Below are 13,073 nucleotides of genomic sequence, written 5' to 3' on the forward strand. Positions count from 1 at the left end.
TACCAGAAATTACGTATATAATAAAGTCATAGGGAAATCTTGATTAGTTTTTATGAAAAAAATATTTAACATCATATTTTATTTGGCCTGTGCGTTCATTATCACAATTTTGGGACTTCTAAGTTACCATTATCACGAAGCACCTCTGCGTGAAACGCCAGCACCTTATGTCATGGCCCCTGGAGTCTTTGGCCCAGATGAAGTTGCATCAAATGCAGATGTACTTATTGTTGGCGACGAGATGGGTGTCTCAATAGGTCCATTTATTAACGATATTACGACTCAGCTTTCAAAGAAGCTTGCTCGTCCGTTATCAATTTATAATATTTCCACTAAAGGTGAATCACTTTATCGCACGATTGAGCGAGTTGCTGCTTTAAAAAAAGTTCCAAAAATTCTCATTCTTGCTTCTGGATATTCTGAATTACAAGAAGATATTTATCCGACTAAAAAAGATGCCATAAAAGTAAATAATCAGAATTTTAAATTATTTAGAAATCTGTACATCCAAAGTTTAATAAAATTACACCCTAATCTTTCAAGATTAATATTTTTAAACGAAAATCTTAAGCAGTTAACCTCAGAGATTGAACAAATTGATTTCGAGAACCTTTCACCTGAGAGATTTAGAAGTATTCTAGAAAAAGAGCTACTACTCTATGATATTCGCCTGGAAAAATTCTTCAGAAACTTAAAATCACAGGGAATCAACATCCTGACAATAATCCCTCCAATTAATATGGAAATTAACGATTTAAAAATTTGTCAGGATACAACAAGTGTTCTATTTGAAGATGCCCTAAGTAAGCTTGAGACATTACTGTCAGAGTCAAAAACAAAAGAGGCCCATGTCCTTGTACAATCACTTGATAAGAATATTTTGGCCAACACAAAGTTTCATCAACTGAAACAAGAATTTTTTGAGAAGCAAGGTGAAATTACAAAGGCATATGATCAGGCATTACAAAAGGTTGCCTTTGCATGTGAAGTAAAGTCATCACATCCTCTTTTTATAAAACAGTTAGAAAAGATAGCGGCCCATCAAAATGTCGACATCGTAGATTTTAACGAAGTTCTTAAGCAAAATTATACAAGAAACCCTTTATTTATTTCTAATAAAGCCCCACAATCTATCTATTACCCTAAGCTTGTAAGTGAATTAGTCATTAAGCTCAAGCAGATTACTCAATTAAAATAAGAGGCCATATGAGAATTGTTCATAATGAAAATACTATCATCATTAAACAAGGAGACTCTTCGGACACAATCTATCTAGTGGAGGAAGGAGAATTACTTGTCTTTGTTGTTGATGGCAATAAGGTAAGTCCAGTTGCACTAGTTGGCCCAGGGGAGATGATTGGAGAGATGGCCTTTTTTGCAGGCACTCACCGCGCAGCTTATGTCATGGCAAAGTCAAAGGTAACCCTTATGGAAATCGATAGTGAAACGATCAAAGAACAACTACCTGATTGGCTATTTAAGATGACAAAGAATGTGGTTGATCGTATTCATCATCTCGATAAAGTTATTGCTAAAAGTGGAATCAAAAGAAAAAAAGCTGACACGATTAAACCACTTAGTATTGAAGAACAAAGAGAGATTCTAACTCTCATAAAATAAATTCAAGAAGGGCGAGTATATGAAAAAATACAATAGCCTATTCTATTCTAAATGCAGTGACATCGATGTTTCAACTTTACTTGAAACTGATATTGAAAAAGGTCTCACACATCAAGAGGCCCAAAAGAGACAACGTCTCTATGGACCAAATGAACTCTCTGTAAAAGTAAGTACATCCAAAATTACAATACTCATTCGCCAATTAAAAAGTATCATCGTTTTATTACTACTAATTGCGGCCCTAATATCTTTCTTTATTGGTCATATTGTAGAAGGCTTCACTGTCGTTGCAGTCTTAATTATCAATACAGCTTTGGGATTCTTCACAGAACTTAAGGCCATACGCTCAATGGAGGCCTTAAAGAAGATTGGTGTAACGAGATGTGGAGTAATACGAGAAGCACAATCGTTACATCTTAATACGAAAGAGTTGGTACCAGGTGATATTGTCTTGTTTGAAGCAGGAGATATTCTGGGAGCAGACCTTAGAATAGTTCAAGCAAATAACTTAAATGTAAATGAGTCTCTTTTAACGGGTGAGTCCGTACCAGTAGATAAAATAAGCGAAGCTCTCCAAGACGACATGATTATTGCCGAGAGAAAAAATATTCTCTTTAAAGGAACCTCCATAACAAGAGGATCAGGTCGCGGTATTGTTATAGCTACGGCAATGGATACTGAAGTTGGTATAATTGCAAAAGAAGTAGAAAAAGATAGAAAAGATAATGATGAGACCACCCCACTTGAGAAACGACTAAATAAACTAGCAGGTCAAATTGTTTGGTTCTCATTAGTCATTGCCGCCGTCATTGCAATTAGTGGTATTACAGCAGGAAAGCCGCCTATTCTGATGCTTGAGACGGCCATAGCACTTGCCATCGCAACAATACCTGAAGGACTTCCTATTGTTGCAACTCTTGCCCTGGCAAAAGGTATGTGGAGAATGGCAAATAACAATGCTCTTATCAACAAGCTTGCTGCTGTTGAAACACTAGGTGCTACCTCAATTATCTTCACCGATAAAACCGGAACTCTAACTGAAAATAAAATGACTGTGCAGCTCTATAAGTCTCAAAACAAGAGCTATGATATGAACGAAGTGGAAAATCAATTCATTGATGATGAATTAAAACGACTTCTCCAAATTGGAGTTCTTTGTAACAACTCAGAAATTAATCGCAAGCAGAAGGGCCATAATATTGGAGACCCAATGGAGATCGCTCTACTTGAAGTAGCGGCCAAGTTTAAAATTAAAAGAGCTGAAATAATCCAGCAGATGCCTGAACTAAAAGAGGTCCCCTTTGATAGCTCAACTCTTATGATGGCCACATATCATCAAGTGGCCAATTCAATACTCGTGGCAGTTAAGGGTGCCCCTGAAGCAGTTTTAAAGGCGTGTACGTCTATTCGAAATATTGATGGAGTAATTGAGTTTAATGAAGAATTAAAAAAAGAATGGAATCAAGAAAATCATAAGCTTGCCAGTGAAGGTCTTCGAATCTTAGCACTTGCGACAAAGGATGTTGAGAATATAGATAAGTTTCCTTACGATCAACTCACCTTCTTAGGACTTGTTGCTTTACTTGACCCAGCACGCTCGGATGTTAAAGATGCTATCGAAAAATCGAAACAGGCCGGAATTAGAACAATTATGGTTACTGGAGATCAAGAAGGTACGGCCCTAAAAATTGCAAAGGATATTGGCCTAATTGAAAGTGATAATTTCTTTTCAATTAATGGAAAAATTTTGGGGCAAAGAAAAGATTGGAACAAAGAAATCGAAGAGAAGATAAATCGTGGACAGGTTTTTAGTCGAGTTGGGCCATTACAAAAACTTGATCTCATTAAACACTTTCAAGAAAAGAATGCTGTTGTTGCTATGACGGGTGATGGTGTTAATGATGCCGCGGCCTTAAATCATGCTGATATTGGAATTGCAATGGGAAGAAGAGGAACTCAAATTGCAAAAGAGGCTTCAGATATGATCCTACAAGACGATCAGTTTAATACAATTATCTTGGCCATCAAGCAAGGACGTATCATCTATAGTAATATTCAGCGTTTTGTTGTGTATCTACTCTCATGTAATATAAGTGAAATTCTAATTGTATCAATTGCATCACTTATGAATATGCCATTACCTCTACTACCACTACAGATTCTCTTTTTAAATCTAGTAACAGATGTTTTCCCGGCCCTTGCCTTGGGAATGGGAGAAGGAGATCAAAATTATCTAAAAGCAGCTCCAAGGCCAAGAGACGAACAAATTATAACAAAGAGAAAATGGGCCCTAATATCACTATACGGATTCATTTTAACAACGAGTGTCCTTACAGGGTTCTTCTATACCCTATCAACAACTCAAGATAGTCAAAGCGCCTTATCAGTCTCCTTTCTAAGCCTAGGCCTTGGTCAAGTCTTTCATGTATTCAACATGAGACTTGAGAGTTCAAATATATTAATTAATGAAATAACGAAGAATATTCACGTATGGGGAGCTGTACTTCTTTGTATCATACTGTTGTTAGCTACAATTTATATTCCAGGATTAAGAAGTATCTTGAACTTAAAAGTGATTGGTTCAAAAGAATGGACTATTGTCGCTTACTCTTCTTTAGCGCCACTTATAATTATTCAATTATTAGCGAAATTAAAATTGGGGATAAGGATTTAGGATATAAGGTGCCCACAAGATCTCAAGCAGGCACCTTAATATAATTAAACTAGACCTAGTTCTTTTACAGTATTTCTTTCAGCGCGAAGCTCTTCAAGAGTTGCATTAAACTTTTCTTGTCCAAATGCATTGTGCTCTTGTCCTTCAACAACTTTAAGCTCACCGTTTTCAACACGACATGGGAATGAGAAGATTAGCCCTTCATCAACACCGTATTGTCCCTTAGATGCAAGACACATAGAGAATGTCTCACCAGCAGGAGTATCGTGAGTTAAAGCGTAAACACCGTTTACACAAGCATTTGCAGCAGAAGCAGCAGAAGATGCTCCACGTGCTTTAATGATAGCTGCACCTCTTTTTTGTACAGTTTCAATAAACTCACCTTTTAAGTAATTTTCATCAGTGATAACTTCAGCCGCTGACTTTCCACCAATTTTAGCATTGTAGAAATCTGGGTATTGAGTTGCTGAGTGGTTACCCCAAATTGTCATATTTGTAACTTCTGTTACATCAACACCTGCTTTTTGAGCTAGTTGAGTCTTAGCTCTCTTCTCATCAAGAGTCGTCATTGCAAAGAAACGAGACTTATCAAGTCCTGAAGCTTCCATTGCGATGTAACAATTTGTGTTACATGGGTTACCAACTACGAATAATTTTGAATCTGGCGCAGAGTGAGCGGCCATGGCCTTACCAAGTGGACCAAAAATTCCACCGTTCACCTTTAGAAGGTCAGCTCTTTCCATTCCGTCTTTTCTTGGAACGGCACCGATAGCAAGAATCCAGTTTGCATCTTTAAATGCAACTTCCATTTTATCTGTGCAAACAATATTTTTTAATAATGGAAATGCACAGTCATCAAGTTCCATTTTTACACCTTCAAGTGCACCTAGAGCTTGTGGAAGTTCAAGAAGTTGTAATTCTACTTCTGTTTCTGGACCAAACATTTGACCAGAAGCAATTCTAAAAAGAATCGCGTAACCAATTTGTCCCGCTGCACCTGTAACTGCAACTTTAACTCTTTTAGTCATATAATTTCCCCTTTTTAAAAAATTAGAGAGTTGTTCAATTGAAATTGGCCAATTTTATCATAGGTGTTAGACAAGTTGTAGCTTTACTTAGCAATATTAGGGGCTATAATTAAAATTAAATCTAAAAGTTAATAATCTAAGGAATCATAATGGAGCAAGGCAACAAGAACGCCTCAAATTCATCATCAGCATCTTCAGACAAGCCGCAAAATCGTGGGAACAGAAGTCGCTCGAATAATCGCAGACGTCGTAAGCGTCCAGCAAATGCAAGTGCAGCGAATCCTAATAAAGCTCAACAGCCTCAACAAGGGGCAAACAAGAGTGCTCAATCGGGACAAGCAACAAATAAAAAGCCGTCTAATAAATCTTCTAACCGAAATCGTAGACGTCGTGGACCAAGCAAGAATCGTCGACCGAATCCACAACATTTAAGTGGCGAAGACTTTATCATTGTAAAATACTTCAATTTACTTGAGCAGCACATTATGGCCAGACGCAAGTACTTTGATAACTTTGAGCGCGTTGGTGAGAAGCAAAGAGAAAAGCTTGAGCGCAATTTTATTGAAACACAAAAGACTTTCTTGGCCTTTAAAGAAAGACTTAAAGAAGAAGATCTAAAAGTATTTGAAGAAAAATTTGAATCGTTAAAAATGGATCTAACTTACTCTTCAAATCACGAACTTCCAGTTGGTGAAGTTGAGCCAGAGGTTACAGAAGAAGAAATTGAAGATCCACACTATCTTCAAACTCAAGTTGAAGCAAATTATGCAGATGATACTGAAGAGTCTGTTGGTTCACTTGAAGATTACAAGGCATATAAAGGTTTATAATTAAATTTTCTACCATTCATCCTGAACATAAAAAAAGGGAGCTTTCGCTCCCTCTTTTTTTATCAATATTTTCTAACTAACAACCTTCGAAAAGGTAATCAGATTAGTAAACGAAGTTTGAAGTCGTCGTTGCTTCAGCACCAGTTGTTGCACCAACAACACCTGATCCATCCTTTAGATAATTATCTAAAGTTTCTTCGTGATCTTTAATGATAGCGTCTTTTAATTCAGCTTCATTAATGTCTAAGATTTCACAAACTCTACGTAACATCTTTAGTGGGATGTTGCAAAGAGCACGTTCAACGTTAGAAATGAATTGACCATTCTTGTAACCAAGAAGGTGTGATAATTCTGATTGAGAATATCCTTTTGGATGTGCTGTTCTCTTTTCTTTAATTAGTTTCGCGATGTGACTAAAACTTCTCATGTATTTCTCCTAAGTATTATATTCAAGCACTTACGATTCGTATCTTAATATATTCTAAAGCAATAAAATATTTTTGTAAACATATTAACAGATTTGTAAGAAAACTTTTTACAATTTTCTCGTAATTTTATTGTCGATAGCCGATATTGTTCAACATCATCGATTTAGCCAGCTTAACTGTCTGAAATCACATTGCCGTTATAATACGTCGCTTCAATCAAATCCACGTATAAGGCCCTATCTTTGTTAGGCCTCTTAATCAATTTCTTAAGTTTTTCCTCAGTCGTTAAGCTCGCGCTCATTTTTTTGTCACCAAGGCTCACAAAATGTAGCTTTTTCCCAACTTCGAAATTCCCACTTTCTTGTTCTAATTTAAGGGAATTTGCTCCAGCAAGCGTCGCGCGGTAGAGACCTTGAGTGTAGGAAGTATCGCGGTGGCCTCTTTTATGGTTTTGCATAACAAATGAATTGATTACATCAAGCATCGAAAGGAAAGGTCCACCACCAATATCACTGGCAAGCGCCCAGTGAACGTTGTAACGATTTGCTCTCTTATAATCAAAAAGTCCCGAACCTAGCCCTAGCTCCTTTATTGGAGCATTGCTTGTTGGACAATGTGCAATCATCGTTTTCTTTTCACCTAAAAGTTTTAACTCTTTTGGAGAAAGATAAATACCATGCCCCATGATTGTCTTAGGAGTTAGAAGTCCAACTTTGTCGTAGATTTCAGTATAAGTTTTTACTTTTTCAAATCCCTTAATGTCCTTATAGATACTAAGTACAAAGTCGATTTCATTTTGTGTTTCACTTAAGTGAGTTTGAATAAAAGAGCGATGTTTCTTAGCAGTTTTACCACCTGCGGCCATTGTTACAGGATCTGTTGTAATGGCAAATCGAGGTGTCACTGCATATTTATCTTTGTATTCTTTTGCAAGAGCTTCAGTTTGTGCAATTGTCTCCTCTACGCCCATTGTTAGGTACTCTGGCGAGTTCATCGTCATTTGAACATTACCTAGAATATAATCACCCTTAAAATTTTTAAGTGCTTCTGAGACAGAGTGTGAATGAATTGAGCCATAACATGCTCCACCAATCGTTCCGTTATTAGCAATCTTTGAAGTAAATTCTTTTGCTTTTTTACGTGCAAAAGCTAGCTTCTTAAAATTTGCTTCATAAGGCCAAGTGTAATTTTCAAGCCAGTTAAGAAGATTGGCCTTTGGCATTTCACAAACGGCATCTTGTACCCAGTGAAAGTGCGTATCATAAAGACCAGGGATAATATATTGGCCACTCTTGTCGATCACTTCAACATTCTTCTTACGCGCTAAATAGTCCGTAAGCTCTTTCTTAGGCATACGATCGATGATTTTGTAATCACCTTTTGTCGTGCGCTTTGCAACAATTGCATAATCTTCTAAAAATTCACATTTTTTATCATTTATAGGATTAAAAAAATGAGCGATAATTACTTTATAAGTAATATTATTTGATGACATGAAATCTCCTTTAATAAGCAGGTCAACATATATGAAGAAGCATATCATTACAAGTTTTGTAGTACTCTTTACTCTATTTTTAACGTCATTCGGCGCAGTTGCAGCGGATAGCTTTAACCAAGCCAAAGAAGTTAATATCAATAAAATCGTTGCGGTTAATATTGAAGAGGCCATCACTCCGGCCACTTTAAATTACCTTCAAAAAGCCTTTCAAAGTATTGAAGGCGAAAGAGAAAGCGCGATCTTAATTAAGATAAACACTCCCGGCGGATTAGTTAGTGTTACTAAAGAGATCATGCACCTAATTGCAAATAGCGAAAACCTAGTGATTGGATGGGTGGGGCCTAGTTCAGCATCAGCAACTAGTGCTGGAGCAATTATTGCAAGTAGCATCCCAGTACTCTACATGGCCGATGGAACGCGAATTGGTGCAGCAACTCCAATTTCAGGGACATCAGATATTAAAGAAGGCGATATGAAAAATAAAATCGTCAATGATCTAGTAGCTCTCGTAAAGTCTCAGGCTTCCGCAACTGGAAAAAATGAAGAAGTATTCACAAAGATGATTACTGAAGCCAAGAGCTATACTGAAACAGAAGCACTAAAAGAAAATGTCCACAACGGTATTGTTGATACAATTCAAGGTGTAGGCGGTCTTATCAGCACAATTAACAACAAAACTTTTCTTTCACATCATAAACCTTTTAAGGTTGTAATTGCTGATAACTATGTTCTTACGACAATGGAGAAAACACTTGGGCAAAAACTTTTAAGCTTCTTCGCTTCGCCAGATATGGCCTATATTCTTTTTCTCATTGGAGCGGCACTCATCTACGTAGAGTTCCAAGCTCCAGGTGGATTTATTGCAGGAAGTGTAGGGGCCGTGGCCATACTGATAGCAGGAATATCATTTAATATTCTTTCATTAAATACTGGCGCGTTTCTACTTATTATTGCGGCCTTTGTTCTCTTTATCTTAGAAATATATATTACAAGCTTTGGCCTTCTGACCTTGGCCGGGATAGCCAGTTTGATCTTTGGCTCCATGTTCTTATTTCAAACAGAGGAATCATATCTACAAATTTCATCAACTGTACTCTTCTCAAGTATTGGTGCGATTCTTGCCTTCATTGGTGTTATTGCCTATGTCTTTTATAAGTCCAGAAAAAGAATTTTCTCTGAACCAGAAGATCCGTACACAGGAGTTGAGATTACAGTAACAGATATTGATGGTGATAAATTCTTTTCACGCTACAATGGAGAATTGTGGCAACTTACAGCCACTGGCGATATGTCAAAGCTAAAAGTTGGTGATAAGGTAGAGGTCATAAAAAAAGACAACCTAAAGTTACAAGTAAAAATATAGAGGTATAAAATGAGTCAAAGAAAATCTTTTCGCCAATTAATGAGTTTAATCTTTTCAATGTGTCAGAATGAGCTACCAACTAAGAGCGATATCGACTGGGTAAGAAGAGAGATTAAAAAATTCTTGTGGCTTAAATAATTGAAATAAAAGAAGAAAAAACTAAGGGGACGTTGAGGGACGATTGATTTTTGACAAGGAAGAGAGAGAGTTTATTAAAAATCTCCCCTTAGTTTTCTTAATATAATATTAAACTCTCAGTTTTTTTTAGAGTCAGTTAAATGTAAAGTTTTTGTCAATTCAACGGAGGATATATGATTAATTTTGCGCCTTACTTACCATTTATAATTCTACTATTAATTTTATTGTTCAACACAGTTAAGGTTCTAAAAGAATACGAACGTGGTGTCATCTTCTTTCTAGGACGCTTCACAGCTGTTAGAGGGCCAGGTTTAATACTGCTAATTCCAGGTCTTGAGAAAATGCATAAAGTAGACTTAAGAACTGTCACAATGGATATTCCATCACAAGACATTATCTCAAAAGATAACGTAACACTTAAAGTTAATGGTGTTGTTTACTTTAGAGTTGAAGATCCAGAAAAGTCAGTTGTTGCAGTTGAGAACTATCTACTTGCAACAGGACAAATTGCTCAAACAACTCTACGTTCTGTTATTGGTCAATTTGAGCTAGATGAAATTCTATCTATGCGTGAGCAAATCAATGCACGTCTACAGTCTATTTTAGATGAGCATACAGAGCCATGGGGAATTAAAGTATCAACAGTTGAAGTCAAAGCAATTGACCTTCCGATTGAGATGCAAAGAGCGATGGCAAAGCAAGCAGAAGCGGAAAGAGATAAGAGAGCAAAGGTTATTTCAGCTCAAGGTGAATTTGATGCAGCATTAAAATTAGCAGAAGCTGCAAAGGTACTTAATGAATCACCAAATGCGATTACTCTTCGTTATCTAGATACAATGAAAGAAATTTCAAGCGGAGATGGTAAGTCGACAACTTTCTTCCCACTACCTGTGGATTTTTTAACAAATATAATGGGTAAAGGTAACTAACAAAGTAAGAACAAAGTCATTTATGATTTCAAAATATTTTAATTTAATTCCATTTGCTGAAAATGATCTTGATCTCGAAGCTTCTGCTGAGATCAAGGTCATTGACGGCCATGTTAACTTTCACTTCACACTAAAGGGAGACCTCTCTCCTATTTACATTCACCGTGACAATGGAAAGATGAACCGAGTTATCGGCCTTTGGACACAGACTTGTTTTGAATTCTTTATTCTCAATAAGACAGATGGTGAATATTTTGAATTTAACTTTGGGAGTGATTCAAGTTGGAATTGCTTTATCTTCAATTCATATCGCTCAGAACTTACCGAGTATAATGACATTGAACTTGATAATATTGTCATCAAATCAGAGGATGAACTCTTTACACTAAATTGTCGCTTTGAACTTAAGAAGCTTGGTCACAACTTTGAAGATCTTTCTAATCTAAGAGTATCTCCCACATGTGTATTGACGGCCGAAGGTGACAACACTTATTACTACTCAAATAAGCATCCAGATACTTCACCAAACTTTCACCACCCTGATAGTTTTGAGGATTTGATCTCTTAGTACTCGCTTAAATCGTCTTTTTCTTCTTTAACTTCGATATTCTTTAGAATGTAATCGAGCTTAGCATCGTCATCTTTGAAGTCGACTTCGCCAGATATTTGATAATCAGCAAGATCCCTCTCTTGCTTCTTTCTCTCTTTCTTCGTCTCTATTTCAATTTTTGCCTTGAGATCATCTTTTAAAACTTCATCACGATTTGAAAATGTTTTTCCAAACTTCTTCTTAGCAAAATCATAAAGACTAAATAGTTGAGCTGTTTTGTAATTACCTTTTTCAAGATAATAGATCATTTCACGATAGAAAGCTTCATTTTCAAGCTCATGTGACCAGGCACTATAGAGTAGCGCCATCCCCTTGTATTCAAACCTCTTCTCATACTTAAGCTTTCTAAACTCATTATACATCGCTAGAGAACTCTCCTCATCACGAGAAAGACTAAGCTTTAAATTCTTAACAAGTTTATCAAGGACAACATTATGATCTGGATGATTCTTATTATAGCGAATTGTTTGATGGTACAGACGTCCCTTTTCATAGAAGTAGTTTTTTAGAATACCAGAATTCTTTGGGCCATCGAAAAATTGCATTATATGAAAAGGACCATTTTGCACAATCTTCTTTGCATCTTTTGAAAAAATTTGATTACGAATCTTATAGATATAAAGAAAATAACCAAGCTTTGGAAGTGAGTAATTCGAAAGAAGATACTTAATATTTTTATAACTATATAGATTTAATTTTTTTATTTTAATATTAAGGTTTAAAACATCTAGCCAAACAGCTTGATTTGAAGAAGATTTGATAAATTGAGTAACTACCGGAAGATTAAAAATTGGGTCCATCGGTATAGCGGCCTTAAATTTTTCAATTTCAAAATCATAAACACTCAACACACGTCTATTCTTGTGATCAACAATATCAAAATACGGTAAAGCACTTAACTTATCGACATTTGGACGTGGAAATAGCTTAAAGCTTACATCATCAAAAGGAATATCAAATTGAAAGTTTTGAAAGTGTATCGGTTTCCAAAATAAAGTCGCACCTCGAGATTTTTCATAGGGAGACAGTCCACGATAGAGCCACTCATATCGATTAGTGGCAATAAAGTAGTCCGATTGAATCCCTTCATCTTGGAAGGTATAATAAAATCGGTACGGCATCGTAATGACAAGATAAACACTTGATAATACGAGTACTAGAATGGTCATTAGGAAGATAAGCTTCTTCATTATGAGATTTATCGGTTAATTGACCATTAAACTACATGAAAAAATTAATATTTTTTCAAAATTACCGATAAGTTAGGTGATTAATTCGGAGAATTGAATGAAAAAACTAATTTTTATCACAGCAATCATGGCCCTTACTTCTTGTGTAGCACCAAGAGAGACACGCTCAATCTATGATACGAATAGCTCTGGTTCAGGCTCTAGTGTTGGATCAGGAGGAGGCTCTTCAGTCATTGATATTGATGATTCAGGAAGTTCAACTTCAAATGGTTCAAATGCAAATATTCCAAGTGCAATTGCTCACTGTAGCTGGTCTCTTGATGGTCAGACAGGATTTGCAAATACTTCAAATAGTCACCTTGGACCAAATACAATTTGTCAGTCTCGCACTAACGAAACTCAAATCTATGTCCAACTAAAAAACCCTGATACAAATTCTAGAGTTTGTGTCATACCAACTTCAGAGGCCTCAGGAAATTCAATTTATCTTGGTTCTGCCCAATGTAAGTACATTAATAGCTCTGGGACAATTTCATTATTTAACTTAACTAAGAATCGTGATTACGGACGCTATCAACAATTTAGAATCAACGGTGTAATGGTCATGAAGGAGAAAAGCTATGAATTCCCTTCTCCATTTAATCGTGAGCTAATCTCTTACGATGCCTACTTCATGTGTTCAATCAATGTTGATCTATACAACGATAGAACATATTGTGACGCCTTTAAATCTAAGGGCGAATACTTCTACAAATCATTCTAAAA

At 36.2% G+C, this 13,073-nt stretch carries 13 protein-coding genes; 9 read left to right on the forward strand and 4 right to left on the reverse strand.

All coding sequences use genetic code 11. The features are described 5' to 3' along the window. Positions 1–52 precede the first annotated feature (52 nt). The 3 genes from ACMAYL_RS02145 to ACMAYL_RS02155 are packed head-to-tail and all read left to right on the forward strand — an operon-like array spanning position 53 to position 4,294. Entirely contained in the window at positions 53–1,198 is a 1,146-nt protein-coding gene (locus ACMAYL_RS02145; protein WP_412462650.1) for a hypothetical protein, read from the forward strand. Positions 1,199–1,206: 8 nt separating this feature from the next. Next, the gene (locus ACMAYL_RS02150; protein ID WP_103217336.1) at positions 1,207–1,620 is read left to right on the forward strand and encodes a cyclic nucleotide-binding domain-containing protein; all 414 of its coding nucleotides are present in this window, start codon (positions 1,207–1,209) and stop codon (positions 1,618–1,620) included. Between the two features lie 19 nt (positions 1,621–1,639). Next, positions 1,640–4,294: a cation-translocating P-type ATPase gene (locus ACMAYL_RS02155; protein WP_412470666.1), complete on the forward strand. Its 2,655-nt coding sequence runs from the start codon at positions 1,640–1,642 to the stop codon at positions 4,292–4,294. A 44-nt stretch (positions 4,295–4,338) separates the two neighbouring features. On the opposite strand, the gene ACMAYL_RS02160 is transcribed toward ACMAYL_RS02155, so the two are convergent. Beyond that, positions 4,339–5,322, reverse strand: a complete 984-nt coding sequence (locus ACMAYL_RS02160; protein ID WP_412470667.1) for a malate dehydrogenase — start codon at positions 5,320–5,322, stop codon at positions 4,339–4,341. A gap of 149 nt (positions 5,323–5,471) precedes the next feature. Here ACMAYL_RS02160 and ACMAYL_RS02165 point away from each other — a divergent pair, with 149 nt between their 5' ends. Further along, on the forward strand, positions 5,472–6,152 hold the full coding sequence (locus ACMAYL_RS02165) for a hypothetical protein (RefSeq protein WP_103217339.1): 681 nt from the start codon (positions 5,472–5,474) through the stop codon (positions 6,150–6,152). A 103-nt stretch (positions 6,153–6,255) separates the two neighbouring features. Here ACMAYL_RS02165 and ACMAYL_RS02170 read toward each other — a convergent pair whose 3' ends face one another. Then, positions 6,256–6,579, reverse strand: coding sequence for a helix-turn-helix domain-containing protein (locus tag ACMAYL_RS02170; RefSeq protein ID WP_103217340.1), 324 nt, complete (start codon positions 6,577–6,579; stop codon positions 6,256–6,258). A 173-nt stretch (positions 6,580–6,752) separates the two neighbouring features. Then, positions 6,753–8,075, reverse strand: coding sequence for an amidohydrolase family protein (locus ACMAYL_RS02175; RefSeq protein WP_158246824.1), 1,323 nt, complete (start codon positions 8,073–8,075; stop codon positions 6,753–6,755). Positions 8,076–8,106: 31 nt separating this feature from the next. Here ACMAYL_RS02175 and ACMAYL_RS02180 point away from each other — a divergent pair, with 31 nt between their 5' ends. The 4 genes from ACMAYL_RS02180 to ACMAYL_RS02195 all read left to right on the forward strand — a co-directional run bounded on the left by ACMAYL_RS02180 (position 8,107) and on the right by ACMAYL_RS02195 (position 11,076). Beyond that, positions 8,107–9,441, forward strand: a complete 1,335-nt coding sequence (locus ACMAYL_RS02180) for an NfeD family protein (protein ID WP_158246825.1) — start codon at positions 8,107–8,109, stop codon at positions 9,439–9,441. A 9-nt stretch (positions 9,442–9,450) separates the two neighbouring features. After that, positions 9,451–9,579 (forward strand): hypothetical protein, encoded by a 129-nt coding sequence (locus tag ACMAYL_RS02185; protein WP_255407610.1) that lies wholly within the window; start codon positions 9,451–9,453, stop codon positions 9,577–9,579. A gap of 173 nt (positions 9,580–9,752) precedes the next feature. After that, positions 9,753–10,508, forward strand: coding sequence for a slipin family protein (locus ACMAYL_RS02190; protein ID WP_103217343.1), 756 nt, complete (start codon positions 9,753–9,755; stop codon positions 10,506–10,508). Between the two features lie 22 nt (positions 10,509–10,530). After that, a complete protein-coding gene (locus tag ACMAYL_RS02195; RefSeq protein ID WP_103217344.1) occupies positions 10,531–11,076 on the forward strand; it encodes a hypothetical protein in 546 nt (181 codons plus the stop codon). On the opposite strand, the gene ACMAYL_RS02200 is transcribed toward ACMAYL_RS02195, so the two are convergent. Continuing rightward, the gene (locus ACMAYL_RS02200) at positions 11,073–12,308 is read right to left on the reverse strand and encodes a hypothetical protein (protein WP_392991810.1); all 1,236 of its coding nucleotides are present in this window, start codon (positions 12,306–12,308) and stop codon (positions 11,073–11,075) included. The genes ACMAYL_RS02195 and ACMAYL_RS02200 overlap by 4 nt on opposite strands. 97 nt (positions 12,309–12,405) lie before the next feature. Between ACMAYL_RS02200 and ACMAYL_RS02205 the strand changes: the two genes are divergently transcribed. Then, a complete protein-coding gene (locus tag ACMAYL_RS02205) occupies positions 12,406–13,071 on the forward strand; it encodes a hypothetical protein (RefSeq protein ID WP_103217346.1) in 666 nt (221 codons plus the stop codon). Positions 13,072–13,073: the final 2 nt, after the last annotated feature.

Origin of the sequence: Halobacteriovorax sp. RT-2-4 (assembly GCF_047085445.1) — a bacterium.
Taxonomy (GTDB): Bacteria; Bdellovibrionota; Bacteriovoracia; order Bacteriovoracales; family Bacteriovoracaceae; genus Halobacteriovorax_A.

Excerpts from the sequence above, each read along its gene's own strand:
- ACMAYL_RS02160 (WP_412470667.1), bottom strand. The coding sequence starts at position 5,322 with ATGACTAAAAGAGTTAAAGTTGCAGTTACAGGTGCAGCGGGACAAATT.
- ACMAYL_RS02175 (WP_158246824.1), bottom strand. The coding sequence starts at position 8,075 with ATGTCATCAAATAATATTACTTATAAAGTAATTATCGCTCATTTTTTT.
- ACMAYL_RS02165 (WP_103217339.1), top strand. The coding sequence starts at position 5,472 with ATGGAGCAAGGCAACAAGAACGCCTCAAATTCATCATCAGCATCTTCA.
- ACMAYL_RS02185 (WP_255407610.1), top strand. The coding sequence starts at position 9,451 with ATGAGTCAAAGAAAATCTTTTCGCCAATTAATGAGTTTAATCTTTTCA.
- ACMAYL_RS02190 (WP_103217343.1), top strand. The coding sequence starts at position 9,753 with ATGATTAATTTTGCGCCTTACTTACCATTTATAATTCTACTATTAATT.
- ACMAYL_RS02155 (WP_412470666.1), top strand. The coding sequence starts at position 1,640 with ATGAAAAAATACAATAGCCTATTCTATTCTAAATGCAGTGACATCGAT.
- ACMAYL_RS02145 (WP_412462650.1), top strand. The coding sequence starts at position 53 with ATGAAAAAAATATTTAACATCATATTTTATTTGGCCTGTGCGTTCATT.
- ACMAYL_RS02205 (WP_103217346.1), top strand. The coding sequence starts at position 12,406 with ATGAAAAAACTAATTTTTATCACAGCAATCATGGCCCTTACTTCTTGT.
- ACMAYL_RS02170 (WP_103217340.1), bottom strand. The coding sequence starts at position 6,579 with ATGAGAAGTTTTAGTCACATCGCGAAACTAATTAAAGAAAAGAGAACA.
- ACMAYL_RS02195 (WP_103217344.1), top strand. The coding sequence starts at position 10,531 with ATGATTTCAAAATATTTTAATTTAATTCCATTTGCTGAAAATGATCTT.
- ACMAYL_RS02200 (WP_392991810.1), bottom strand. The coding sequence starts at position 12,308 with ATGAAGAAGCTTATCTTCCTAATGACCATTCTAGTACTCGTATTATCA.
- ACMAYL_RS02150 (WP_103217336.1), top strand. The coding sequence starts at position 1,207 with ATGAGAATTGTTCATAATGAAAATACTATCATCATTAAACAAGGAGAC.
- ACMAYL_RS02180 (WP_158246825.1), top strand. The coding sequence starts at position 8,107 with ATGAAGAAGCATATCATTACAAGTTTTGTAGTACTCTTTACTCTATTT.